Origin of the sequence: Cedecea sp. VD22, assembly GCF_037150195.1 — a bacterium.
GTDB lineage: Bacteria > Pseudomonadota > Gammaproteobacteria > Enterobacterales > Enterobacteriaceae > Cedecea.
In genome coordinates this window covers 76,792-101,088 of sequence record NZ_JBBCPX010000007.1, presented here as the reverse complement: position 1 = coordinate 101,088, position 24,297 = coordinate 76,792, and the positions used below count along the sequence as shown (strand labels likewise).

21 protein-coding genes are annotated in these 24,297 nt (G+C 55.7%); 4 read left to right on the top strand and 17 right to left on the bottom strand.

All coding sequences use genetic code 11. The annotated features are described in order from the left end of the window. Positions 1 to 211 precede the first annotated feature (211 nt). From WFK85_RS14500 to WFK85_RS14440, 13 genes are all read right to left on the bottom strand, one after another. Entirely contained in the window at positions 212 to 838 is a 627-nt protein-coding gene (locus tag WFK85_RS14500) for a ParB N-terminal domain-containing protein (RefSeq protein WP_166995230.1), read from the bottom strand. Beyond that, positions 838 to 2,088 carry a phosphoadenosine phosphosulfate reductase gene (locus WFK85_RS14495; RefSeq protein WP_166995229.1) on the bottom strand — a complete coding sequence of 417 codons (1,251 nt, stop codon included), beginning with the start codon at positions 2,086 to 2,088 and terminating at the stop codon, positions 838 to 840. Before WFK85_RS14495 ends, WFK85_RS14500 begins: the two co-directional genes overlap by 1 nt. Positions 2,089 to 2,573: 485 nt before the next feature. Beyond that, the gene (gene gss, locus WFK85_RS14490; RefSeq protein WP_166995228.1) at positions 2,574 to 4,436 is read right to left on the bottom strand and encodes a bifunctional glutathionylspermidine amidase/synthase; all 1,863 of its coding nucleotides are present in this window, start codon (positions 4,434 to 4,436) and stop codon (positions 2,574 to 2,576) included. A 211-nt stretch (positions 4,437 to 4,647) separates the two neighbouring features. Beyond that, entirely contained in the window at positions 4,648 to 5,466 is an 819-nt protein-coding gene (gene iolB, locus WFK85_RS14485) for a 5-deoxy-glucuronate isomerase (protein WP_166995226.1), read from the bottom strand. A 9-nt stretch (positions 5,467 to 5,475) separates the two neighbouring features. Continuing rightward, positions 5,476 to 6,366, bottom strand: coding sequence for a myo-inosose-2 dehydratase (iolE, locus tag WFK85_RS14480; protein ID WP_008457033.1), 891 nt, complete (start codon positions 6,364 to 6,366; stop codon positions 5,476 to 5,478). 10 nt (positions 6,367 to 6,376) lie between these two features. Continuing rightward, a complete protein-coding gene (locus WFK85_RS14475) occupies positions 6,377 to 8,290 on the bottom strand; it encodes a bifunctional 5-dehydro-2-deoxygluconokinase/5-dehydro-2-deoxyphosphogluconate aldolase (RefSeq protein ID WP_008457031.1) in 1,914 nt (637 codons plus the stop codon). A 9-nt stretch (positions 8,291 to 8,299) separates the two neighbouring features. Next, positions 8,300 to 9,433, bottom strand: coding sequence for a Gfo/Idh/MocA family protein (locus WFK85_RS14470; protein WP_336708688.1), 1,134 nt, complete (start codon positions 9,431 to 9,433; stop codon positions 8,300 to 8,302). A gap of 87 nt (positions 9,434 to 9,520) precedes the next feature. After that, positions 9,521 to 10,549: an ABC transporter permease subunit gene (locus tag WFK85_RS14465; protein ID WP_166878096.1), complete on the bottom strand. Its 1,029-nt coding sequence runs from the start codon at positions 10,547 to 10,549 to the stop codon at positions 9,521 to 9,523. A gap of 11 nt (positions 10,550 to 10,560) precedes the next feature. Beyond that, the gene (locus tag WFK85_RS14460; RefSeq protein ID WP_336708686.1) at positions 10,561 to 12,108 is read right to left on the bottom strand and encodes a sugar ABC transporter ATP-binding protein; all 1,548 of its coding nucleotides are present in this window, start codon (positions 12,106 to 12,108) and stop codon (positions 10,561 to 10,563) included. 51 nt (positions 12,109 to 12,159) lie between these two features. Then, on the bottom strand, positions 12,160 to 13,089 hold the full coding sequence (locus WFK85_RS14455; RefSeq protein ID WP_336708685.1) for a sugar ABC transporter substrate-binding protein: 930 nt from the start codon (positions 13,087 to 13,089) through the stop codon (positions 12,160 to 12,162). Positions 13,090 to 13,124: 35 nt separating this feature from the next. Beyond that, complete coding sequence (iolG, locus tag WFK85_RS14450) at positions 13,125 to 14,111, bottom strand: inositol 2-dehydrogenase (protein ID WP_336708684.1); 987 nt, start codon at positions 14,109 to 14,111, stop codon at positions 13,125 to 13,127. 318 nt (positions 14,112 to 14,429) lie between these two features. Further along, entirely contained in the window at positions 14,430 to 16,358 is a 1,929-nt protein-coding gene (iolD, locus tag WFK85_RS14445; RefSeq protein ID WP_336708683.1) for a 3D-(3,5/4)-trihydroxycyclohexane-1,2-dione acylhydrolase (decyclizing), read from the bottom strand. An 11-nt stretch (positions 16,359 to 16,369) separates the two neighbouring features. Beyond that, entirely contained in the window at positions 16,370 to 17,875 is a 1,506-nt protein-coding gene (locus tag WFK85_RS14440) for a CoA-acylating methylmalonate-semialdehyde dehydrogenase (protein ID WP_008457016.1), read from the bottom strand. Between the two features lie 249 nt (positions 17,876 to 18,124). Between WFK85_RS14440 and WFK85_RS14435 the strand changes: the two genes are divergently transcribed. Next, on the top strand, positions 18,125 to 18,976 hold the full coding sequence (locus WFK85_RS14435; RefSeq protein WP_008457013.1) for a MurR/RpiR family transcriptional regulator: 852 nt from the start codon (positions 18,125 to 18,127) through the stop codon (positions 18,974 to 18,976). Between the two features lie 79 nt (positions 18,977 to 19,055). Then, positions 19,056 to 20,096 (top strand): L-glyceraldehyde 3-phosphate reductase, encoded by a 1,041-nt coding sequence (gene mgrA / locus WFK85_RS14430; protein ID WP_166995208.1) that lies wholly within the window; start codon positions 19,056 to 19,058, stop codon positions 20,094 to 20,096. Positions 20,097 to 20,129: 33 nt separating this feature from the next. On the opposite strand, the gene WFK85_RS14425 is transcribed toward mgrA, so the two are convergent. Next, a complete protein-coding gene (locus WFK85_RS14425; RefSeq protein WP_008457009.1) occupies positions 20,130 to 20,627 on the bottom strand; it encodes a TIGR00645 family protein in 498 nt (165 codons plus the stop codon). A gap of 86 nt (positions 20,628 to 20,713) precedes the next feature. Next, positions 20,714 to 21,217 (bottom strand): ESA_00282 family adhesion-associated protein, encoded by a 504-nt coding sequence (locus WFK85_RS14420; protein ID WP_008457007.1) that lies wholly within the window; start codon positions 21,215 to 21,217, stop codon positions 20,714 to 20,716. A gap of 93 nt (positions 21,218 to 21,310) precedes the next feature. On the opposite strand from WFK85_RS14420, the gene WFK85_RS14415 reads away from it, so the two are divergent. Then, positions 21,311 to 21,712, top strand: coding sequence for a hypothetical protein (locus tag WFK85_RS14415; protein ID WP_166995206.1), 402 nt, complete (start codon positions 21,311 to 21,313; stop codon positions 21,710 to 21,712). Between the two features lie 4 nt (positions 21,713 to 21,716). Further along, a complete protein-coding gene (locus WFK85_RS14410; RefSeq protein WP_008457003.1) occupies positions 21,717 to 22,100 on the top strand; it encodes a hypothetical protein in 384 nt (127 codons plus the stop codon). A gap of 780 nt (positions 22,101 to 22,880) precedes the next feature. On the opposite strand, the gene exbD is transcribed toward WFK85_RS14410, so the two are convergent. Next, the gene (gene exbD / locus WFK85_RS14405; RefSeq protein WP_008460960.1) at positions 22,881 to 23,306 is read right to left on the bottom strand and encodes a TonB system transport protein ExbD; all 426 of its coding nucleotides are present in this window, start codon (positions 23,304 to 23,306) and stop codon (positions 22,881 to 22,883) included. A 6-nt stretch (positions 23,307 to 23,312) separates the two neighbouring features. Continuing rightward, entirely contained in the window at positions 23,313 to 24,047 is a 735-nt protein-coding gene (gene exbB, locus WFK85_RS14400; RefSeq protein ID WP_166995204.1) for a tol-pal system-associated acyl-CoA thioesterase, read from the bottom strand. Positions 24,048 to 24,297 lie beyond the last annotated feature (250 nt).

Below are 24,297 nucleotides of genomic sequence, written 5' to 3'. Positions count from 1 at the left end.
CAAATGGTGAACATTGAAAACACATTAAACACCATCAAATATAAATTCAACAAAAATTGGCTTAACTACTTCCAAATACGTTCATTAAAACATTAACATACATTAATTAAGACTCTTGTAACGCCATTAATTATTTTCACCTACAATATTTATCGTCCAGACACACAACTTAAAGCCCCCCAAAAGCGTTTTTTTTACTATTTAAAACGCGCTATTTTATCGTCCACGCATCACTAAACTGTTCGCTACTGAACAGCTCAGACAGGCCGCTAATCTGCTTCAGGCGCAGCACTTCATCAGCGTCCATCCCCAATTCTGATCCGATTTTCAAATCATCCCAGCCCAGACGGGAAAGATCGCGGACAATATCGGACATCGCCGTTACCTGATGTTTTCCACGCGCCCGGTTATGGCGCACCGTCGCGGCAATACATTCGGCTTCACCACTGGATTCCAGGTTTACCACCGTAATAGGAAGAAAACCGTTGATCCTCTTTTTTGCCACAGGCGATGTTTTTCCTACCAAATGCCGGTGAAACCCATCCACGACCTGAAACTTATCTTTCAGCGGCGTCACCACAATAGGCTGAGTGAATCCATCTGTCTCAATTGAAAGCTGTAACAAGCTTCGTTCAACGGGTGCCATAACGTTAGGGTTATAATCATTGGCCACAATATCGCCCTCACGAACCCAAAGGACACAATCAACCGGCTCTTTTTTAAAAGGGCTGTGCTGATGCATGACTTTTTTGACTTCATTGATTGCGTCCACTTTTGACTCATCCGATTCGACGGAAGAAAGATAATTATCCAGTTGTTTTAATAGCGTATTAAGCATCAGAGGATCCCCCACATTTGTCGTTTCTTTTGTATCCTTTCAAGGTACCGGTTGTAGTGCTGTGGCTTATTAGGGCTAAATGATAGCGTCCGACACCAAAAGTCATTCTTCAATAGCGTCTTACATATCCTTCGCCACGAGGGTATATCTCTCGAGCCGGAATCTTTATCCTGCTCATCAGGAATATTTTCTGGAAACTCTCGTTCTCTATACCATTTTAAATAAATGGCAATTTTATTCTTGTAATGCTCCGCTGTTTTTTCCGGCATCGATGCCAGTAAAAACATGGCGTACTCTTGCCAGGTTAAATGGCTCGGTTTTGTGATGCTAGTATTGCGGGCATAGAAAGAACCGCTCTGATGCGCATAAATAGCGCCGCTGTTGGCGCCAGCCACGCGCATGCATACCCGGGACCAGGTTTCAGGCTCCAGAACATGGTAGAGCCAAAGCCCACGGCGCGCCTCCGGGCCAAAAGGTTCACACACCCTCATCGCTTTCATAGGGACACCGGCGCGATACATCAGGTCATAAAGCGGATTCCCGGCAGCTTTATATTTGCCGTTAAAAATCCAGATATCCTGTACCTTCCAGTCGTACAAAGGATAAGCGACACAAAAATTGCCCTCCCGGCTGGCCGTAGTCCAGGGCTTATCATCGGCATAGCGGGTTTTGCTTTGTGAAGCCAGCGCTAAAAAACGGTTGAGGGATTCGTCGGCCCGGATGCCGGTTAACGTGGCCAGACCTTTATCGCCGGAAAGCCAGCGTGAGAACGCTGGCATAAATTCTTCAAAGGTCATGCCATAGCGATAGAAGGGGAAGAAGTTTGGATCGGTAATGGCGTCTTCCGGCGGCTGGCGAACCCATTCCACGCCCTCCTCCCAGCAAATCCATTCCGGCTGAGCCTGCGAAACCCCGTTCACCGTGGTTAGCGGCAAAGCGACCCAGTAAAAATGCCCAACGATATCGTCATATTGCTGCCTGAGTCGCAATACATGGTCGATGGTATACTGGAACTGAACTTCCCAGTCGATAAACAGCACGTCAAACTGACGCTCCCGGCGGCGAGCGATTTCAGCCACAAGGTGAAAAAGCACGCTGGAATCCTTTCCACCGGAAAAAGAGACGCAGACCTGATCAAAGGTATCGAATACCCAATCGATTCTCTTTTTAGAAGCATTAAGAACATTATCACCAAGAATGATTTTTTTATCTTTTCTCACAAAAACTCCCTTTAACTGCTGTCTCAACATTACTACGACAGCAAAATCCCTGCATTTCGTTCAATCCACCCAGGATATCTTAGCGCACCAGCCTGGTAATATCCTCCGCCAGGAAAACCACGCTCTCCGGATAAAGCATTTACATAAATTATGATTCGCATATTTTATATAAACACCATCAATACCGCAGTGCGGTTATGTTATATCCAGCCTCAACCCCAGACAATAAAAATTTAAAATCATCAAGAAAAAATCGCAATTAATTGAATTACCTATATTTAAAATGTAAACAAAAAAATACATCAACAAAAAAATCAAAGAAGCCCTATCTACAGCCTGGCGTTAATTTTATTAAAATAATCGCAGATTAATAAAATGGATAACCACGATAGAAATAAAAAATAGCGCAGGCCATGCTGAAACAGAATAGATGAACTACCGTGGTATAAGCGGGCGACTTGCCCGGATCGAAGCAGCATCCGGGCCATCAACTCATCCTTAGGGACGATCAACCGCTACCTGTTTTTGACCACAATCAGCGGCTCGATATCGCTCTCTTTTTTAATCACCAGCGAATCATCGCCACGCAGGCAAGTGCCGCCGTAGCTGCCACCCACGGTAAAAGTGCAGACCTGGATGTATTTGCCATCCACCTTCGGCAGGCACCACAGCTGCTGATAGATATTCTTGCGATCCACGAACTTGCCGCTGGTTTTATCCAGCAGTTCATCATGGTGGCTGACCAGATCGATATTGCTGCCGCAGCGCCCGGCAATTGGCTTCACCGCGTAGCCGGTTTTTGACAGCAGGTTGTTCACCTCGAAATCCGTATCCAGCAGGTAACGGTGGTTCGGGAACAGCTGCCAGAGCACCGGCAGAATGGCTTTATTACCGGGGATCACCGTCCACAGCGGTTCAAACACCAGCACTTCCGGGCGAAGCAAGACGTCAATCAGGCGCACTTCTCCCTGTGGATGGCCGGTACGGATCGGCACGGCGGCATATTCGGTTTCGCTAACCTCACGAATTTGCTCAATCGCGGTTTCCCACGCCCAGGTTTTCCAGACACAGTTCACCGCCCGGCCATCATTATCAATAAGCTGCCCGGCGCTGTCCCAGTTCAACTCGCCCAGGCCGTGCAATATTTTGGTGTCAAACCCGGCCTGCAACAGCGAACGCTGCATAAACAACGCGTGGTAATCCTCCTCGGCGTCATTGTCCTGCATAATATGGACAAACGGCCGGGCGCTGCTGTGCTTCCAGGCCCCGGTAAGCTCTTCCAGCAACCCTTCCGCCGGATTATGCCCGGTGCCCCGGTATCCCGTCTTAACCCACTCCTCAAGGATAAGCCCGCTTTCGGTGTGGCAGGAGGCTGAATCGGCGTTGTATTCGTACACCTTCAGCCCGCGCTCATCCATGCAAAAATCCATGCGGCCGCTGACCATCTGGTGGCGGCGCCATTGCCAGGAAAGCCTCAGACGCGGCCAGAGAATTTTGGGAATATCAAAGAGTGCCAGAAGACTGTCGTCTTTCAGCACTTTATCCGTGGCGTGCAGGTACATCAGGTGTAGCTCGTTGGTGGCCTTGATCAGTTCCTGCTCGGCGCTTTCGGTAATAGTGAAATACTGGCAAGGATCTTTATTAATAATGTGGCCATTGGCCTGTATATAGGCCAGCTGGAGTTCATCTTTTTCATTCAGCCATTTGCCGTCGAACTGGCGCTTATTGGCCAGGCGAGCCCCACCAATTTTTAGCGCTTCACCGCCGATTTCCGGCTGTGGCTCGCTGTTGGTCGTCTCTTCAGTTTGAATCATCCAGCCAAGAATCGACGTGTCAGCAAACGTATCCTGCAGCGTATAGTGACCGTCGCGTTCAACCAGGATTAGCTCGCGCGTCCACTGCTGCCCGACGGGTAACGGCGCATGAATCACGTTCTGCTCGGCAATGCGCACTTTATTGCCGATAAGCTGAGTGATCACCGCGACATGGCCAGTTTCATGAAATTCGCCGCCCTTCTGCCAGATAAGTAACGCGCCCGCCTCCGGCGCTCGTTTTGAGCCATTCGCAAAGGCCTGCAGCGGCAGAATATTGTCGTTCACCACCTGACGTAAAAATCGCAGCGAGAAAATTTCCCACGCCATGTGAACGTCAGTGAAGACAAAGCCGTAGTTTAAGAAGAGAAAGCGGCGGGCAAACTCTACGCACTGCCATTTGTGGCCCATGTATTCGTTGCCGATGTAGCTGCGAAACTCCGCGTCTTCGGGGTAATTTTTCGGGTCGAGGCTGCCGTAATTAGAGGAGTAAATCGCTACGCCACCCGGCGCATAGCCCAGAAGTGTACCAAAGGGCGAATCGTTGTCTGGTGTTCCTGTATGCATGTGTCCAACCTAAATCAGGCAGGCGGCAAAGGTCACGCGGATTGTCGTCTGCACGTTAAAATTAACCTGACAGAGAAGCCGTTATCATACACCTCTGCCAACGGTTTTGTGCAGTCGCGCTTCGTTTAAACAGACATATTCCGGCAGGTCGGGGCCCAAAGAAAAAGGCTGCCTCAGCGGGCAGCCTTTGTTTAAAAGTGACTCAGCCAGTTTATTTGTTCCCGTACTCGCTGCCGTTAACCCAGGCGTGATCTTTCTCCCAGGTAAACATCCACTTGCGTACCGGCCCCGCCATCACGTTCAGGTAATAGCTGTCGTATCCGGCCATCGTCGCCACCGGGTGGTAGCCTTTCGGCACTTTCACCACGTCTTTGTCGTACACCGCCATGCACTCATCCAACGAGCGGTCATCGGTATACACACGCTGCAGACAGAACCCCTGCGGCGGGTTGAGGCGGTGATAATAAGTCTCTTCGAGATAGGTTTCGTTGGGCGGATTATCGGTGTCGTGCTTGTGGCTCGGGTACGAGCTGGTGCAGCCCTCGTTGGTATACACCTCCACCACCAGCAGGCTGTCGGCGGGCTTATCCTCCGGCAGAATATTGTGGACATAGCGCTGGTTGTGGCCTTTACCGCGCGCCTCGGCATCAATATCCTGCGGGGCAATGAGCCGCGTGGCATAAGTCCCTTTACCCGGCGCGGAGCAAACGGCCAGTTCGAGCGCGGTGAGCGCCAGAACCTTAACCCCCTCGCCGGACGTCACGTACACGGCCCAGGGTTTACGGCGCTCAAACGGGCTCATGCGGTCGCCTATTTCAGGGAAGCGAGCGAGCGGCGTGTCCACCGTCGCACGTCCTGCGACCAGCACCAGGCAGCGCTCTTCCTCCACGGCGGGCAGTTCCAGAACCTGCCCTTCCTGAAGCTGATAAGCGGCAAATCCCACGTAGCCCCAGCCCGCGTTTTCCGGCGTGACGCACTGCGTCTGCCCCTGCGCGTCCGGCTGCTGCCAGCGGGAAAGTAATTCGGCCATTCTCCCTCCTTAAATCAGCCCGGCTTCGCGAGCAAAACGGCTCAAATTAGCGTAGCCCAGCCGCGCGTAGGTCATCGGGTGTGCCACCGCCGGATCCTGCTCGGCCTCAACTACCAGCCAGCCCTGATAGCCATGCTTTTTCAGCAGCGCCATGATCGGCGGGTAGTTCACGCAGCCATCGCCCGGCACGGTAAATACGCCGCTCAGGACCGCATCCAGGAAGCTGGTTTTGCGGTTTTTCACGTCCGCCAGCACGCCAGCGCGCACATCTTTGCAATGCACGTGGTTAATGCGCGAGATCCAGCGCTCGGCCACCGCCAGCGGATCGGCCCCCGCAAAAGTCAGATGCCCGGTGTCCAGCAGCAGCCCGACTTCCGGCCCTGTGTGAACCATCAAATTATTCACGTCATCCGCGCTCTCTATCACCGTTCCCATATGGTGGTGATAGGCAATTTGCACGCCCTGCTGCTGGGTATAACGGGCGAACGCGGTAAGCTTTTCGCCGTACTCCTGCCAGCGTTCGGCAGGGAAACGGGGCCGTAAATGCACCGGAGTTTGCTGCTCACCGTGAATGCAGTGGGTGACTTCGGCAAATACCAACACCTTCGCCCCCAGTTCGCGCAGCAGCGTCAGGTGCGGCTGCACGGCCTCAATTTCCTGCTCAACGGAGCGCTCAAGCAAACGGCCAGAATACCAGCCGGAGACCAGCTTCAAATCATGCTTATCGAGAATCGGCCCCAGCACGCCGGCCTCTCGCGGGAATTTATTCCCCAGTTCAAAACCTTCAAATCCGGCCTCTTTTCCTTCGCTCAGGCAGGTGTCCAGCGGCGTGTCGGCGCCCAAAGAAGGCAGATCGTCATTGGTCCAGGTCAGCGGGTTAATACCTAAATGCACGGTCATAATGCTCTCCTTATTGTTTATGCTGGCCGCGCTCGCGCCACAGGGCGATCAGCCGCAGGTAATTGTCACGGATGCGCGCCACCAGCTGCGCATCGTCGATATCGCGTTTTAACCAGGCCTGCGAGGCTTCGCCAAACAGCGTGCGCCCTACCGCAAAGCCTTTCACAATCGGGTAATTAGCGGCGGCATTGAAGCCATCACGCAGCACCTCTACCGGGGCATCCAGGCCGAGGATCACCACGCCGCGGCAGTGGGGATCGCGTTTATCCACCAGCTCGCTCAGGGCCGCCCAGCCAGCGCTGCTCAGCGGCGGCAGCTTCCACCAGTCCGGGTAGATACCGAGGTTGTAGAAGCGGGAAACGGCTCTGAGATAAAGCTCGTCGCTGCGCGGCATATTCGCCGGGAGGATAACTTCCAGCAGCAGCTCGTGGCCCGACTGGCAGCAGGCGCGGTACACTTCGGCAATCTTCTGCTCCTGCTCCAGACGCAGAGCGTGGGCATCTTCCGGGTGGAAAAAGACCAGGCACTTAACAATGTGTTCCTGCGGCCAGCTAATCAGCTGCGAGCCGATGTTGCCATGTTCCATTTCCAACGGGCGTGACCCTGGCAGCTCAATCGGGCGACCGATCCACCAGCCTTCACCGGTGATGGAATTCAGCGCGTCCTGGCCGAAGGTGCCATCGCACAACAGCCCGGCTTTGCCCTCCAGCTCGGCACGCTGAGCGGCTTCGCGGCTAGCCTGTAAAATCAATTGTTTAAGCACCGGAATTCGGCGTAAATCCGCGCCGCTTTTCAGCGCCATCTCTTCCAGTTGGCTGCGGTGATCGAACGCCATCACGCAGAGTTCCGGCCACTGGCGTCGACGCGTGGTAACGCGGTGCAGGTGATTCAGGCGTGCGTCGAGATCCGGGCGAGGCACCTGATGTTCACGCGAAAGGTAATCATCCAGCTCAATTTTGCTCGGCATCGCCGGGGCGCAGCCATGGCGTGAAACCACCAGTGCACCGCAGGCATTGGCATAGCGGCAGGCCTGCTCCCAGCCTTCGTCATTGAGGTAGCCGCGCAGCAGGCCGGACATGAACGCGTCCCCCGCGCCCAGCACGTTGAGCACTTCCACGCGCACGCCGCTGACGTTTATCCCGCCATCCAGCGAGTCAGGGATCAGCCCGAGGAACACGGAACAACCTTGCGCGCCTCGCTTACAGACCAACGTCGCCTCGGTGTTCTGCCGCACTTTTTTCAGTGCCGCGAGCGTGTCGATTGACCCGCCGGCAATGTGGAATTCTTCTTCGGTGCCGACAATCACATCAAAAAGATGCAGAACCGTTTGCAGCTGGGTTGTGACCTGTTCGGCTTCAACAAAGCGCGTCTCGCCGTCGCCGAGGGAGGTCAGCCCCCACAGCACCGGGCGATAATCAATATCCAGCACGGTGCGAACATCGTTCCGGCGGGCATAGCTCAGCGCAGTCAGCACCGCCTCACGGGTACGCGGGTTTGAGAGGTGCGTGCCGGTAATCGCCAGGCAGCGGGCAGAGGCAATGTACTCTTCGCTGAAATCGTCCGCCGTAATCGCCATATCCGCGCAGTTGTCGCGATAAAAAATCAGCGGGAAAGTGTCGCGATCTTTGATGCCCAGCAGCACCAGCGCCGTCAGCCGCTCTTTGTCGGTAATTAAATGGCTGGTGTCGCAGCCGACCTGGCTAAGTTCTTCGCGCAGAAAGCGCCCCATGTGCTCGTCGCCAACGCGCGCCAGCATGGAAGATTTCAGCCCCTGGCGAGCGGTACCGTAGGCCACATTGCCGGAGGAGCCGCCAAGATAACGGGCGAAGCTGCTGGCATCTTCCAGCCGCGCACCAATCTGCTGGCTGTAGAGATCTACCGCGACCCGCCCCATGCAAATCAGATCCAACTGCTTTTCTTTCATGCTTCGTCCTCAGACAATGTCAGATACGTTGACCCAGCGCCCCTGCTGGTGTGACAGGGCGATAGCGTCGAGAATGCGCGACACCTTCCAGCCCTCTTCAAAGTCCGGCCACATCGGCTTATCAGTGGCAATGCCGTCGATCAGATCGCGTACTTCCACCGTTTTTTGATCGTTAAAGCCAATGCCGTGCCCCGCCCCCATACAGAACGAGCCGTAATCCGGGTGAGCCGGACCAACCAGCAGCGTGCGGAACCCCTGGCGGCCTTCGGGATCGCTTTGCAGATAAAGTTTCAGCTCCGCCATGCGTTCCTGGGTAAAGCTCAACGCCCCTTTCGTGCCGGTGATTGTCCAGGTCAGCCCCATTTTTCTACCGCTGGCGACACGTGACGTTTCGATCACGCCCTGGGCGCCGCCTTCAAAACGCACCATCGCGTGGGCCTGATCTTCGTTTTCCACGGCGATCATTTCGCTGCTGCCAGCGGAAGCCGGGCGCTCCGGCATCACGATTTTCAGGTCACCGCAGACTTCGTGGATATCGCCCACCAGGTACTGCGCCATATTGACAATGTGCGCCGCCAGATCCCCCAGCGCGCCAAGCCCGGCGGTTTCTTTGAAACAGTGCCAGTGGATCGGCGAAAGCGGATCGGCCATATAGTCTTCATTGTGGGTGCCGTAGAAGTGGATCACTTCCCCGATCTCACCGCGTGCAATGATCTGCTTTGCCAGCTGCGCCGTCGGGTTCTTCATGTAGTTGAAGCCGACCAATGTCTTCACTCCAGCCAAATCGGCAGCATCCACCATCAGGCGTGCGTCGCGGGCGTTAAGCGCCAGCGGCTTTTCTGAATAGACGTGCTTGCCGTGGCGAATCGCTTCCAGCGCCATCTCTTTATGCAGGTGGTTTGGGGAACAAATGTCCACCACGTCAATGTTCGGGTCCGCTACCAGTTCGCGCCAGTCGCCGGTGGAGCGATTAAACCCAAACGCCGCGGCGCGTTTTGCCGCCAGCTCCGGCGTGATTTCCGCTACCATTTCACGCACCAGTTCGCCCTGCAGGTCAAAGACCGTCGGCGCCTGGGCGTAGGCGATGGCGTGGGCTTTGCCGATGTAGCCGGTGCCGATTAAACCAATTCTGACCTTTTTCATGTGTTGTTCCTGAAGTCGTGACTAGCCTTTGTACCCTCACCCCACCCCTCTCCCTGAATGGGAGAGGGTTAGGATGAGGGGCAATCCCTACAGCGCGCCGCGCCGGTTCTTGGCGTAAGTATCAAACGCCACCGCCAGTACGATAATCAGCCCGGTAATGATCTGCTGGTAGTAGGCCGACACGTTCATCAGCACCAGGCCATTAATCAGGATCCCCATGATGATGGCGCCGATGATCGTGCCGCTGATCCGCCCGTAGCCGCCCATCAGCGATGTCCCGCCGATCACCACCGAGGCGATAACGCGCAGCTCGAAGGAGATCCCCGCTACCGCTTCAGCGCTGCCCAATCGGGCGCTGAGCACAAAGCCCGCCAGCCCGGCAAGACAGCCAATCACCACATACACGCTAACCAGCACGCGCCTCACGTTAACCCCGGCGAGGCGAGCCGCTTCCGGGTTGCCGCCGATGGCATACACAAAGCGCCCCCAGCGAGTTTTGTGCAGCGCCAGATAGCCCAGAATCGAGACGATGGCGAAGATCCAGATAGGTATCGAGATGCCGAGCATTTCGCCGCGTCCCCACCAGCGGTAGCCGGCATCAAACCCGGCAATTGGCGCGCCGTCGTTGATCACCAGCGTCAGGCCGCGCCAGATAGTCATCCCGCCCAGCGTGACAATGAACGGCGGCAGACGCAGCCGAGTGACGCCCAGACCGTGCAGGAACCCAATCAGCGTGCCGAGCGCCAGGCAAATCCCCAACCCCAGCAGCCAGCTAAAGCCGCCCCAGGCGTTCGGATCGACAGTGGTAAAGTTATCCCCCTTGATCACGTAGGCTGCGGTCATCGCGCACACGGCCAGGATCGAACCCACCGACAGATCGATACCCGCCGTGAGAATGACAAAGGTCATGCCCACCGCGATGATCCCGTAGATAGAAACCTCGGTCAGGATGTTGAAAATATTACGTTCGGACAGGAAGTTGCTGTTCTGCGACTGGAAGAAGATCAGCAGCAGGAACATGAAGATCAGCACCCCGAAGCGCTCGAAGAAAGCGATCGGATCGAAGCGTGAGGCACTTTTTGCCGGCGTCTGGGTTTTGGTAATCATCTGCGTCATGGGCTCCCCCGTTATGCGGCTCTTAAGGCGCTATGGTTGATGGCCATCAGGGTCATCAGCCGTTCTTCGTTGGCTTCGTCGCCGTGCAGTTCGCCGGTCACTCGCCCTTCACTGAGGGTGATGATCCGATCCGACACCGCGAGAATTTCCGGCAGGTCGGAAGAGATCACGATCACCGCCACGCCTCGCTTAGCCATATCAAACAGCACCTGATGCACTTCAGATTTCGTGCCTACGTCAATGCCGCGAGTCGGCTCGTCGACGATCAACACCCTTGGATTCAGCGCCATACAGCGCGCCAGGATCACTTTTTGCTGGTTCCCGCCGGAGAGCTTGCGCACCTCTTGCTCGGCGTTAACCATTTTGATTTGCAGCGCCTGCCGGTAGGACTCAATCAGCGCATCTTCTTTACGCGGGCTAACGAAATAGCGCCAGGTCAGCAGGGACGAAAGGCTGGAGAGCGACAGGTTGTCGCGGATCGACAGGCCCAGCACCGCCCCTTCTTTTTTACGATCTTCCGGCACCAGCGCGATGCCCTGGTCCAGCGCGTGCATCGGGTTTTGTGGCCGGTAAGGTTTGCCGTCCAGCTCGAAACTGCCGGTGGTGAATTTGTCTGCGCCAAACAGGCAGCGAGCAACCTCGGTGCGTCCGGCACCTACCAGTCCGGCGATGCCCAGCACTTCTCCGGCGTGCACGTGGAAACTGATGTCTTTCAACGCAATGCCGTGTGGATCAAGCGGCGGCTTTTCACGGCTCAGCCCCTTCACCGCCAGACGGATGGGCTTGTCTGCATGGTGCGTGAGGCTGGCATCGCGGCGGTTAAACACCACGTCTCGGCCGACCATCAGGCGAATAATTTGCTCCACGTTGGTGCCCGCCACGTCGCCGGAGCCGGTATAGCGGCCATCCTGAAATACGGTGAAACGGTCACAAAGCTGGAAGACTTCATGCAGGCGATGAGTCACATAAATAATGCTGACGCCACGGCCTTTCAGCTCGCGCACCACGCGGTGCAGGCTCTCAACTTCGCTGTCGCTCAGGGCAGCGGATGGCTCATCCATAATGATCAGCCGGGCGTTCAGCGTCAGCGCCCTGGCAATCTCCACCATTTGCTGCTGGGCAACGCTCAGGCGGGCCACGGCGGTCGTCGGCGCAACGTTGAGCTGCAAATAATCCAGAATGACCTGCGCTTCCTGGTTCACCGCTTTGCTGTCGACGATCAGGTTGCGGCGGCGCGGCTCGCGGCCAAGAAACATGTTTTCCGCCACCGTCATATTGGGCAGCAGGTTAAATTCTTGATAAATCGTGATAATGCCTTTGTTCTGGCGCGCTACCGGCGAGTCATCCGCAGAAAGCGTTTCACCGTTGAACCAGATCTCACCGCGCGTTTGCGGCTGCGCCCCGGCCAGCGCCTTCAGCAGCGTGGATTTTCCCGCGCCGTTTTCCCCCAGCAGGGCATGGATTTCCCCCTGCCCGACGCTGAGCTGCGCGCTGCTTAACGCCCAAACGCCGGAGAAACTCTTCGCCAGGTCGGTCACTTTCAGTAAAGGTTGCGACATCAGACTGCTCCTCTGTTGCGCCCGCCCGCAGGCGGACGGGCACGTTCAGATTTATTTGCCGGCTTCGCCGATACGCTCTGCTTGATCGAGGTTATCTTTGGTGATCATCGTGGGCGCGTAATCTGCCCCGGTAATCGCCTTCTTCTCGCGGATGTTGGCCACCAGCTGGCTCATCGCCGTTTTCACCGCAAAACCAGGGCGCTGATCGGCGGTTGCCGCCATCCAGCCATCGCGTACGCGGGCCAGCGCTTCCGGCACTGCGTCAAAGCCGGTTACCAGCACTTCACCCGGCTTCATGCCCTGGCCCTGCAGCGCTTCAATCGCGCCGAGCGCCATATCGTCGTTGGCGGAAAGGATCACCTGAGGCTTTTTCGGCAGAGACGGCAGAACGCTTTCAACGATGCGCATGCCTTCGGAACGCATCCAGTTCCCGGTCTGATCGGCGACGATCTTGTATTTATCGCCCCCGGCTTTCAGACCATCGCGGATCCCTTTAGTACGTTCGATATTGGAGGAGGAGCCAGGCTGCCCGGTCAGCAGCACGATGTCCGCGCCGTCAGGGAATTTGGCTTTCACAAAGTCCGCCACCGCCTGGCCGCCTTTATAGTTGTTGGCGCCAAAGTGCGGCACCGGCTTATCGCTAACAACCGAGCGGTCGAGTGTCACCACCGGCAGCTTGGCATCCTGAATTTCACCTACCGCGCTCGACACGGCGTTAACGTCGTTTGGCGAAACGATAAAGCCCTGAGCGCCACGGGTGATGGCGTTTTCCAGGTCCGCGACCTGCTTAGGAGAGCTGCCCTGGCTGTCGAGAACCTGCAGCTTGACGCCCATCTCTTTGGCGGCCTGCACAGCGGTGCGCTGCATATGCACTTCAAACGGCATCGCAAGGTTGGGGGTGCTAAAAACAATCTGTTCGTTTTCGGCCAGCGCCGGAGCCGTGGCCAGGGCGATGAGGGCGGCGAGGATCAGCTTTTTCATTGTTATCTCTCTTCTATGTGTAGGGTCTTCGGAGGTTACAAAGCAACTTCGCGCTGGCTACGCATTGACTCCAGCGCCTTGTCGGCCAGGTACAGGGCGCGTTCACCGTCATCGCCGCTGCACTCGGGTTTGGCCTCGCCGCGCAGGACGGCAACAAAGTGCTGCCATTCGGCGGCGTAGGCATCTTTGTAGCGCTGGAGGAAGAAGTGTTCTGGCAACGCGCTGGTGTTCCCGCCGTCGCCAAAGAATTGAACCTGGTTTTCCAGGATATTGCCCGCTGTTAGCAGGCCCTTAGCGCCGTGCAGCTCCAGACGCTGGTCGTAGCCATAGGCCGAGCGGCGGCTGTTCACAATGGTCGCCAGCGCCCCGGAGGCATATTTCAGGACGATAAAAGCAGTGTCGATGTCGCCTGCCTCACCAATCGCCGGATCTACCAGATTGCTGCCCTGGGCATACACGGCCACCGGCTCTTCGCCCATGATGAAGCGAGCCATATCAAAGTCGTGAATGGTCATGTCGCGGAACATGCCGCCGGAGACACGCACATATTCAGCGGGCGGCGGCGACGGGTCGCGGGAGATAATCACCAGCGATTCCGGCGTGCCGATGCGCCCCTGTAGCGCTTCGTTTTTCAGCTTGCGGAACTGAGGGTCAAAGCGGCGGTTAAAGCCGATAAACAGCGGCACATTATGAGCTTTCACCACTTTCAGGCAGTCGCGCACGCGGGCCAGATCCAAATGCACCGGCTTTTCACAGAAGATCGCTTTGCCGTGTTTGGCGGCAAGCTCAATCAGGTCAGCGTGAGTGTCGGTCGCCGAGGCGATCAGCACCGCATGAACCTCCGGGTCGCTCATCGCCTCGGCAACGCTCTGCTGGCGCGCCTGGTATTTTTCGGCAATGCGCGCGGCGTTTTCTGCATTAGGATCGACAACGGACCAGAGGGTGGAATGGGGATGGGCGGCAATATTGGCGGCGTGGATTTGGCCGATACGGCCCGCGCCCAGTAAAGCAATGTTAAACATGGCGGCTCCCGAAAGTGGTGTTGCAGTAGGGTCATGAGCCGGATCTTCCGGCTTTCACATGCAGCTGAATAACGACGCCTTAAATAAAACATTTATTTCATTTTAATGCAGAGTGAAAGTTTCATTTTTGCGCAGAGGTTAACATTTTGATAATTTATCGGCTGTATTTTGTTAGCAAAATCACAACACCGAATGAATTAAAACCTGCACAGAGAAGGGATTTGAGAGGAAGAGCGCGCCCATGCTCCAGTACGAGAAGAGAATAAAGCAAAAATGAAATAAACATTCCGCCAGACAGTCCAGCGGAATGCTGAAGGGTTAGTACTGACGGGCGTTTTTGAGCTTAGCGGCGGTTTGTTCAGCGGCATCGGCCACCGTGCTCGAGCGAGCAACCTGAGCGTCTCCGGTACGCCACCAGGCTTGGTAGCCGTGGGTCATAGTTTTAGGCAGCACTTTGATATCCAGCAGCGTTGGCCCAGGCTCATGCCGGGATGCCTCCAGCGCGGCAAGCAGCTCCGCCTCGCTATTGACCCGCCAGGCTTTGCAGCCGTAGCTTTCGGCATTTTGGGCAAAATCGACCTTCACCAGCGGGCCATCCAGCCTGCCGCTGTGTGGATTTCGATGGCGGTTTTCGGTACCAAAACTGCCCATGCCGTGGCCCATCTGCAGGTTATTGATGCAGCCGAACCCGGCATTATCGAACAGCAGAATGGTGATTTTTATCCCTTCCTGCACGGCGGTTTGCAGCTCGGAATGCAGCATCAGGTAAGAACCGTCCCCCACCATCGCATACACTGGCTGCTGCGGCTTCGCGAGCTTTGCCCCCACCGCCGCGGCAATCTCGTAGCCCATACACGAATAGCCGTATTCGAGGTGATAGCTGTCCGGCGTTTTTACCTGCCACAGGCGCTGTAAATCCCCCGGCAGCGAACCCGCCGCGCCCACCACGATAGCGTCATCTTCAATATGCTGATTCACCAGGCCCAGCACGCGGGTTTGAGTCAATGACGTACCTAGCTCACGGCTGTATTCCTGCAAAGTTTCGTCCAGATGGCCCGCCACTTCAGGGGCTTCTCCCGCCTGCCATTGCCGAGTCCACAGCCGCTGGCACTCCTCGCACCAGGCTGCTTGAGCGTTAGCAGCTTCGTTCTGCCAGGCGGCGTGATAGCCAGCCTGATGCAGCCCGGCAGTCAACTGCTCTAGCCCAATCCGAGCATCGGCCACCAGCGGCGTGGCGTCCAGCTTCAGGGCGTCGAATTCGGCTACGTTTAGCAGCAGGTACTCAGCCTCGGGTGAAAACAGCGATTTAGAGCCGGTGGTAAAGTCGGTCAGCCGGGTGCCGACGCCGATGATTAAATCCGCCTGCGGGGCCAGTAGGTTAGCCGCCAGGCCGCCCGTCACGCCGAGGCCTCCCAAATTAAGTGAGTGCTCGCTTACAAGCGCACCTTTTCCGCCCTGGGTTTCGGCAAACGGTAGCCCGAAGCGTTCCACAAAATCCTGAAAAACCTGATGCGCGCCGGAATAGCGAACCCCACCGCCGCAAATAACCAGCGGACGACGCTTGCTGGCAATGAGCTTTAGCGCGGCATGCAGCCGATTTTCATCCGGCGGACGCCGCTCGATATGGTGCACTCGCCGGGCAAAGAAGCTTTGCGGATAATCCCAGGCTTCACCCTGCACATCCTGCGGCAGGCAAATCGTTACCGCGCCGGTATCCGCAGGGTTAGTAAGCACTCGCATGGCGCTAATCATGGCGCTCATCAGCTGCTCCGGGCGGTTGATTCTGTCCCAGTAACGGGACACCGGCCGGAAGCAGTCGTTGGTGCTAATGCTCAGGTCATGAAACTGCTCGATTTGCTGGAGCACCGGGTCCGGCTGGCGGCTGGCGTAAATATCACCGGGCAAGAGCAGAAGCGGAATACGGTTGGCGGTGGCCGTTGCGGCGGCAGTCACCATATTGGCTGCCCCCGGCCCCACGGAGGAGGTCACGGCATAAATACGCTGCCGCCGGTGTTGCTTGGCGAAGCCGGTGGCGATATGCGCCATGCCCTGTTCGTTACAGCCCTGATGCACCTTCAGGTGGCCGGGGTCCTCCTCCAGCGCCTGCCCAAGCCCGAGCACGTTGCCGTGCCCGAAAATGGTCATTACGCCTTCCACAAAGGGCGCTTCCTGCCCGTCGATTTCAACGTACTGCTGATTTAAAAACCTGACCAGCGCCTGCGCCATGGTCATGCGGTGTGTGGTCATCTTTCCTCCCCTTAGCCCAGCGTCGGCATTGAGAATGCAGATCCTTGCTGATGGCTGGTTTCCGGCCAGCGAGCGGTGACGGTTTTCATCCGCGTATAGAAACGCACGCCGTCGCTGCCGTGCACGTTCAGCGGCCCGAAGATAGAACGCTTCCAGCCGCCAAAGCTGTGGAAAGCCATCGGCACCGGGATAGGCACGTTCACGCCGACCATGCCCACCAGAACTTCTTCGGTGAATCGCCTTGCAGTACCACCGTCACGGGTAAAAATCGCCGTGCCGTTGCCGTATTCGTGCTTGTTGATCAGTTCCAGCGCGCTGGCGTAATCCGGCACGCGCACCACGCTCAGTACCGGGCCGAAAATCTCTTCTTTATAAATGGTCATCTCAGGCGTGACATGGTCAAACAGCGTTGGGCCAACAAAATAGCCGCCTTCATGGCCTGCAAGCCTCAGGCCCCGACCGTCCACGCGCAGCGTCGCGCCCTGCTGCTCTCCGCTATCAATATAGCCCAGCACTTTGGCCCGGTGCGGTGCAGAAATGAGCGGCCCCATTTCGTTTTCCGGCTCCTGCCCAAGGCCCGGCCCCACACGCAGCGTAGCAAGCTGTTTTTCCAGCCCCGCGCACAGCGCATCTGCGGTTTCATCCCCCACGGCAACCACCACCGAAAGCGCCATGCAGCGTTCCCCCGCGGCACCAAAAGCCGCCCCCATAATGGCGTTAGTTGCCATCTCCAGATCGGCATCCGGCATCAAAATACAGTGGTTTTTCGCCCCGCCCAGCGCCTGACAGCGCTTGCCGTGGGCAGAAGCGGTCTGGTAAATGTATTCGGCAATCGGCGTAGAGCCGACAAAGCTAACGGCCTGAATCCTTGGGTCGGTCAGCAATACGTCCACGGCTTCTTTATCGCCCTGCACCACGTTAAACACGCCGTCCGGCAGCCCGGCTTCCTTCAGCAACTGAGCCAGACGCAGCGACAGAGACGGATCTTTTTCCGACGGTTTGAGCACAAAGGTATTCCCGGTTGCCAGCGCGATAGGGAACATCCACATCGGCACCATTGCCGGGAAATTAAACGGCGTGATCCCCGCACAGACGCCAAGCGGCTGCATCAGAGAATGGCTGTCCACGCCCGTACCCACGTTGGCCGAATGCTCACCTTTTTGCAGATGCGGGATGCCGCAGGCGAATTCCACCACTTCAAGGCCGCGGGTCAGTTCGCCCACCGCGTCAGAATAAACCTTGCCGTGCTCTTCGCTGATGAGCTTCGCCAGGCCGTCCATGTGTTCCTCAAGCAGGCTTTTAAAGCGGAACATCACGCGGGCGCGCTTAAGCGGAGACTGGCGAGCCCAGCCTGGAAACGCCTGCTGGGCAGCGGCAATGGCCTGCTCCGTCTGCCTGGCCGTGCTCATGGCGACCTGGCGGATCTGCGCGCCGGTCGCCGGGTTAAAGATCGCCTGTACCCGCTGGCCTTCGCCCGCGACGCATTCACCGTGGATAAAATTCGCTACCGTCTCCATCTCTGGCCTCTTGCTGTTAGGGTTGTCTCCCGAACACTGTATATGAAACAAACATTCCATTTTAAGTTCAAATAAAATAAATGTTGATTATTGTGATCAACACTTCGTTTTTATGTTAACCCGCAGAATGAGGTGCAAAGACTGAGACGTCAGTGTCGTTTCAGCCCCCGCCAGTTTTGGTGCATCTGTTTCATTTTTGCCAGTACTACGCTTAAATACGTTTCAGCGAATACTTTTGAGGATGGCAAATTGACCACCGCGACAACCCTGAGCGAACTCCAGCAGCAGATCCGCGACCGCTACGACAGCCTGAGCAAAAGGCTGCAGCAGGTTTCCCGCTACGTGCTGGATAACACCAATAGCGTGGCATTTGATACCGTGGCCGCCATTGCCGAACGGGCGGAGGTGCCGCCCTCAACGCTTATCCGCTTTGCTAATGCCTTTGATTTCAGCGGGTTCAACGAAATGAAACAGCTGTTTCGCATGAATCTGGTGGAAGAGACGGCCAGCTATACCGATCGGGCGAGGCTGTTCCGTGAGCTGGGCAGCGAAGCCGTGCCGGAAACGCCGCTGGATATTTTGCAGGAGTTTGCCCGCTCAAATGCTCAGGCCCTGCAGCAGCTGGCCGCCCGTACCGAACCGGAAATGCTGCAGCGTGCCGTGGAATTGCTGGCCGAAGCAGACACGATCTACGTTGTCGGCCTGCGCCGCTCCTTTAGCGTGGCGGCTTATCTGACCTACGCTCTGAGCCATCTGGATTGCCGCGCCGTGCTGCTGGACGGGCTTGGCGGCATGTTGCGTGAGCAGGTTAACCGGGTGAAAGCGAAAGATATTGTGGTGTCGATAAGCTTCTCCCCGTATGCCGAAGAGACGCTGATGGTGAGTGAAATTGCCGCCCAGGCGGGCGCTCGCCAGATAGTGATCACGGACAGCCAAATTAGCCCATTCGCCACGTTTAGCGATCTCTGTTTTGTGGTGAAAGAGGCGCAGGTAGACGCCTTCCGCTCGCAGTCCGCCACGCTTTGCCTGGTGCAGTCGCTGATGGTGGCGCTCGCGTATTATCAGGGCACGCCCCACAGCGCGCTCTCGCCGGAGGCCTGATTTTCGGATTGCCGAATGTCTCCGCAGGGTTAAGATGGAAACAACGTTTCAAAAATAACTCTTACCCTAAGGAGACACCATGCCCTACGAAGCCAGCCCGTCGCGTTATCAATCCATGCAGTATCGCTTCTGCGGCCAGAGCGGCCTGCAGCTGCCCGCGCTTTCTCTCGGCTTGTGGCACAGTTTTGGCGGCGTGAGTCCGCTGGAGTCCCAGCGCGATCTGCTGCGCACCGCGTTCGATCTGGGTATTACGCATTTCGATCTGGCGAATAACTACGGGCCGCCTCCGGGCTCGGCGGAAGAAAACTTTGGCCGCCTGCTGAAGCAGGATTTTGGCAGCTACCGCGACGAGCTGATTATTGCCACCAAAGCGGGGTATGACATGTGGCCAGGCCCTTATGGTTCCGGCGGCTCACGTAAGTACCTGCTGGCAAGTTTGGATCAGAGCCTGAAGCGCATGGGGCTGGAGTATGTCGATATCTTCTATTCCCATCGCGTGGATGAGAGAACGCCGATGGAAGAAACGGCCAGCGCCCTGGCACATGCGGTGCAAAGCGGCAAAGCGCTTTACGTCGGGATCTCCTCTTACTCCGCCGAAAGAACAGAGAAAATGGCCGATCTGCTGCGAGAATGGAAAATTCCGCTGCTTATTCACCAGCCCTCCTACAACCTGTTAAACCGCTGGGTCGATAAAAGCGGCCTGCTGGACACGCTGCAGCACAACGGCAGCGGCTGTATCGCCTTTACCCCGCTCGCCCAGGGCCTGCTGACCGGCAAATACCTGAACGGCATCCCGGAAGGCTCAAGGATGCAGGTGGAAGGCAATAAAATTCGCGGGCTGAATGAAAAGATGCTGACCGAGGCGAATCTCAGTAGCCTGCGCTTACTCAACGAGATGGCGCTGGAGCGTGGCCAGACAATGGCACAGATGGCGCTGAGCTGGCTGCTGAAAGATGAGCGCGTCACCTCAGTGTTGATCGGTGCGAGCCGGGCAGAACAGCTGAAAGAGAATGTGAAAGCGCTGGATAATCTGCACTTTACCGCAGAAGAGCTGGAGCGAATTGACCGCCACGTCGCCGATGGCGAGCTAAATCTGTGGCAGGCATCGTCCGACAAATAAAAGCCTAAGCCCCTGTAAACAGGGGCTTAGTTTTTAATATTTCCCGCTGCGGGAAAGCTTGTCGAGATAGCCCATCACAAACGCCGACAGCACAAACGTCAGGTGGATGATCACGTACCACATCAGCTTGTTGTCCGGCACGTTTTTAGCGTCCATAAAAATACGCAGCAGATGGATAGAAGAGATGGCCACGATGGATGCCGCGACTTTATTCTTCAGCGAGCCAGAGTCCATTTTCCCCAGCCAGCTTAGTTTCTCTTTGCCTTCATAAATATCCAGCGTCGAGACAAAGTTCTCATAGCCGGAAAACATCACCATCACCAGCAGGCCGCCGACCAGCGCCATATCCACCAGCGAGAGCAGGGTCAAAATTAAGTCAGCCTCCGCAATCGAGAAGATATTCGGGAGAACGTGAATGATCTCCTGGAAAAACTTCACCGTCAGCGCAAGCAGGGCCAGAGATAACCCGAAGTAAACCGGGGCCAGAAGCCAGCGCGAGGCGTACATCGCATTCTCAATAAAACGTTCCATAATGTCCTGTCTGGAAATAGCAAAAGGGCGTCATTATAGCGAATTCCGGCGTTTAAGCGTGAGCCCCGGACGCAGGATTACAGGGCTCACACGCTGTTCAGGTCGATCTCCGGGCGCTGATACTGTGGCCATACCAACGCGACCAGTGCAGGATAAGCGTCTCGGCTAAACTCGTTAAAACACTGGCGCAGGTTCAGCACTTCAATATCTGACAATGGCACCTGCTCACCTTCGGCACAGCGTTTTTTAATATTGTCATAATATTTATACACCGCCGAATTTAAATCACTGCAGCGGCGCTGGGCGCTAAATAAAACCGGCTGGGAAGTCAGTTCATCGATACGCATTTTTTTAATTGTGGCGTGAGTAAAATCAATATACTCACTGTTAATACGCCAATAATAGCTGGGCGTAATTTTAGACATCAGCATGCCAAAATAATCTTCACGCTCTTCGCTGGTGGTGATGGGTTGTATTTCACCCGCCGCACGATTTTTCTTATTATTTGAAGCGCTAAACTCCTTGAGCATAACCAATACAGCACACAACAAAATCAAAATGGTGACAATAGAATAAAATATGCTGTGCATAAGAAACTCCTGTTTTTTTTATTTTTGAATTGAGGCATCATATCGCGAATCTCTGAACCTGAATATTGAACCGATTCCAAAGGATCACATTCGATGCTGCCTGAACACTTCTTACCACGGCGCTATCCCGTTGTTGCACCGTCAACGCTCCCTGCAGAAGCTGAAAATAGTACCACGTCGGAAGTCGTTCAGGACAAGATTTTAACGCTGGAAAAAAACATCCTGAGCGGCAGTCATTATGCCGGGCAGGCCAAGAACCGCCTGCTTGAAGAAACCGACCGTCATATTAAAGAGCGGCTGCTGTGCGCGGTTAGGATAGAGGCGTTACATGCCCTGATAGGCGAACTGGTTGAAAAAGAACTTATTAGTACCGCCGATTTGCAGATGCTTATCGAAGACAAAACCGCCTGGGTGAGTAGCAAGGAGCAGGAAATTTGGGTTAATCAAATGACCCAAGAAAAACCCTGGCCATTATGCTATTCAATTGAGGAGTAGTGCTATGGCAGAACCTCTAAAAAAACAGCCCTTGTTAATTAGCGCTGATGAAAATAAAGACCATGAATTTACGTTAAGTAAAAATATAGCGATTCTGGTTCGCCTTAAGAATGAAAATATCACCCGTAATACGCAGGAAGTTACGGATATTACTTCGGCGCTTATCGATCTGAAGTGGATGAACCGCCGTGAAATCTTCCCGTGGCGCGCCAAAGAAGAGGTGTATGGGGCGGTGCTGGAAGAGATCCTCAGCCATCATCCAAAGCTTAAAGAGCAGATTCTTAAGCGGCTGGAAGGGCATTATCAGCGCCTGAAGGAGCAGGAAGCCCAGACGCTGTCGATGACCCGTGGTCTTGCAGAGAAGACGTGGAAAAGTTCTACGCTGTGAGTGGGGTTTGCCCCTTTCCCAGGCCCTCTCCCCAGTGGGGCGAGGGAATATAAAGAGTAATAAAATTTAACGATTTCTCTCTTTGGCTGTCTGTTAGTCACAAATAAGCTATATGAAGGTTCAGCTAAGGTTCCGTTCACCTCAAGCACAGCTTTTTATGCAGCCCCCAAACTTGTGAACGACTCGGTGGAGTCACCGTCACTCCCCCGAGACCCCGGACTCCCGGCCAAATAAATCGACCTCTGAAGCGGCAGACCTCCGTTTTATCTCCCAGTCCTGGGTCGGCTGAGATGCGCTCCCGACGCTCTCAGCCTCCGGCCGCTCCCGGCGTCCGGAGGCTGGCCAGTCGGAGAGAAAACGCAGGCGATTTAAGCCGGAATCGAGCCTCGCTTTAAGCTCAAAGCAACGCTGAACGCAACAGTCGCTGCAAGTCACACCGACACGCCCTTGTCCCCGGCTCTCATCGCCCCCGGTGATGACCCAACTCAGGCGGGGTTGAGCTGTCGGGAACAGCGAAAGAGAGCGATCGTCAGGAACGAATCGCGAACGACCCCGAATGTTTGGGTGATAGCCGGTGGGTTTACCGCTTCAGCGGCGATGAGCTCGCCGGGCGCCGGGGCTGTCCGGGGGATGGCGTTATCCCCCGGACACGTTCACCGTGCTCTGAACGCGCAGGGGAAACAGATTTACGGGTGAACGTAACAACTACGGAGAGAATAAACTTGAGTTGTTTTCACCCTCTCCCAAGAGGAAGAGGGCCGTGATGAGGGTCATCCCCACTTACTTCGCTTTCGTGACTTCCTGGCCGACCAGGCCAATCTTCAAATACCCTGCCTGGTGCAGCGTATCCATCACGTCCATCAGCGTTTCGTAGTCCACCGTTTTGTCCGCGCGGAAGAAAATGGTGGTGTCTTTTTTCCCTTCGGTTGCGGCAATCAGCGCATTGACCATCGACTCTTTGGTTACCGGGTCATTACCGATAAACATCGAATGATCGGCTTTTACCGACAGATAAACCGGCTTCTCAGGGCGTGGCTGTGGTTCACTGCTGGAGGCCGGAAGGTTAACCTTCACGTCCACCGTTGCCAGCGGCGCCGCCACCATGAAGATGATCAGCAGCACCAACATCACGTCGATAAACGGCGTAACGTTGATTTCGTGCATTTCACCATTGTCATCGAGGTTTTCGTTCAGACGCATTGCCATGGGGCATTAACCTACTCGCAGTTGCTGGGTATTACGCACCGGACGCGGCTGAGCGGTACCATCCAGGTCCAGATCGCGGCTTTGCAGCAGCAGAACCTGCGCGGCAACGTCGCTGAGGCTGGCTTTGTAGCTGCCGATCATACGCGCGAAGATGTTATAGATAACCACCGCCGGGATGGCAGCAACCAGGCCGATTGCCGTCGCCAGCAGCGCTTCTGCGATGCCCGGGGCAACGACCGCAAGGTTAGTGGTCTGGGATTGAGCGATACCGATGAAGCTGTTCATGATGCCCCAAACGGTACCGAACAGGCCGACGAACGGTGAAATCGCACCGATGGTGGCCAGGAATCCGTTACCGCGCCCCATGTGACGCCCAACGGCGGCCACGCGGCGCTCAAGGCGGAAGCCGGTACGATCTTTAATGCCTTCGTTATCTTCCACGCCGGCTGAAAGTTCCAGTTCGTTCTGGGCTTCGTTGATTAACAGCGTGCTCAGGCTTTTACTGTCAAAGGCTTCTGCCACGCTGCTCGCTTCGTTCAGGGAGCGCACGTTAGCCAGCTGCTGCTGCTCTCGCTTGAGGCGACGTTTCTGGGTGATCAGCTCCACGCTCTTACTGAAAAAGATGGCCCAGGTGACAACAGAGGCCAGAATCAGGCCAATCATCACGATCTTCACTACGATGTCAGCATGTTGATACATGCCCCAAACGGACAGATCCGTCTGCATCAGATTACTCGTCACGTCTTACGCTCCAGCGAGAAATAAATGTCAAAACTGAGACTAATATATCAAAAAACTATCGAATTGATAGTCGTTCTCATTAGTATTTGCAGACTGCCGGAAATTGTTGAAGCATTCCTTGCGCTTACGCAGGAAAAGCGCCCACCTGGCGAAATGATGACTTTTTTCGCCAACCTGAGAAAACGCCATGATGCCCTTTGCCCATTCTGTGTTAATTTACGTCCAGACATCCAGATGGTTAGACGGGGAA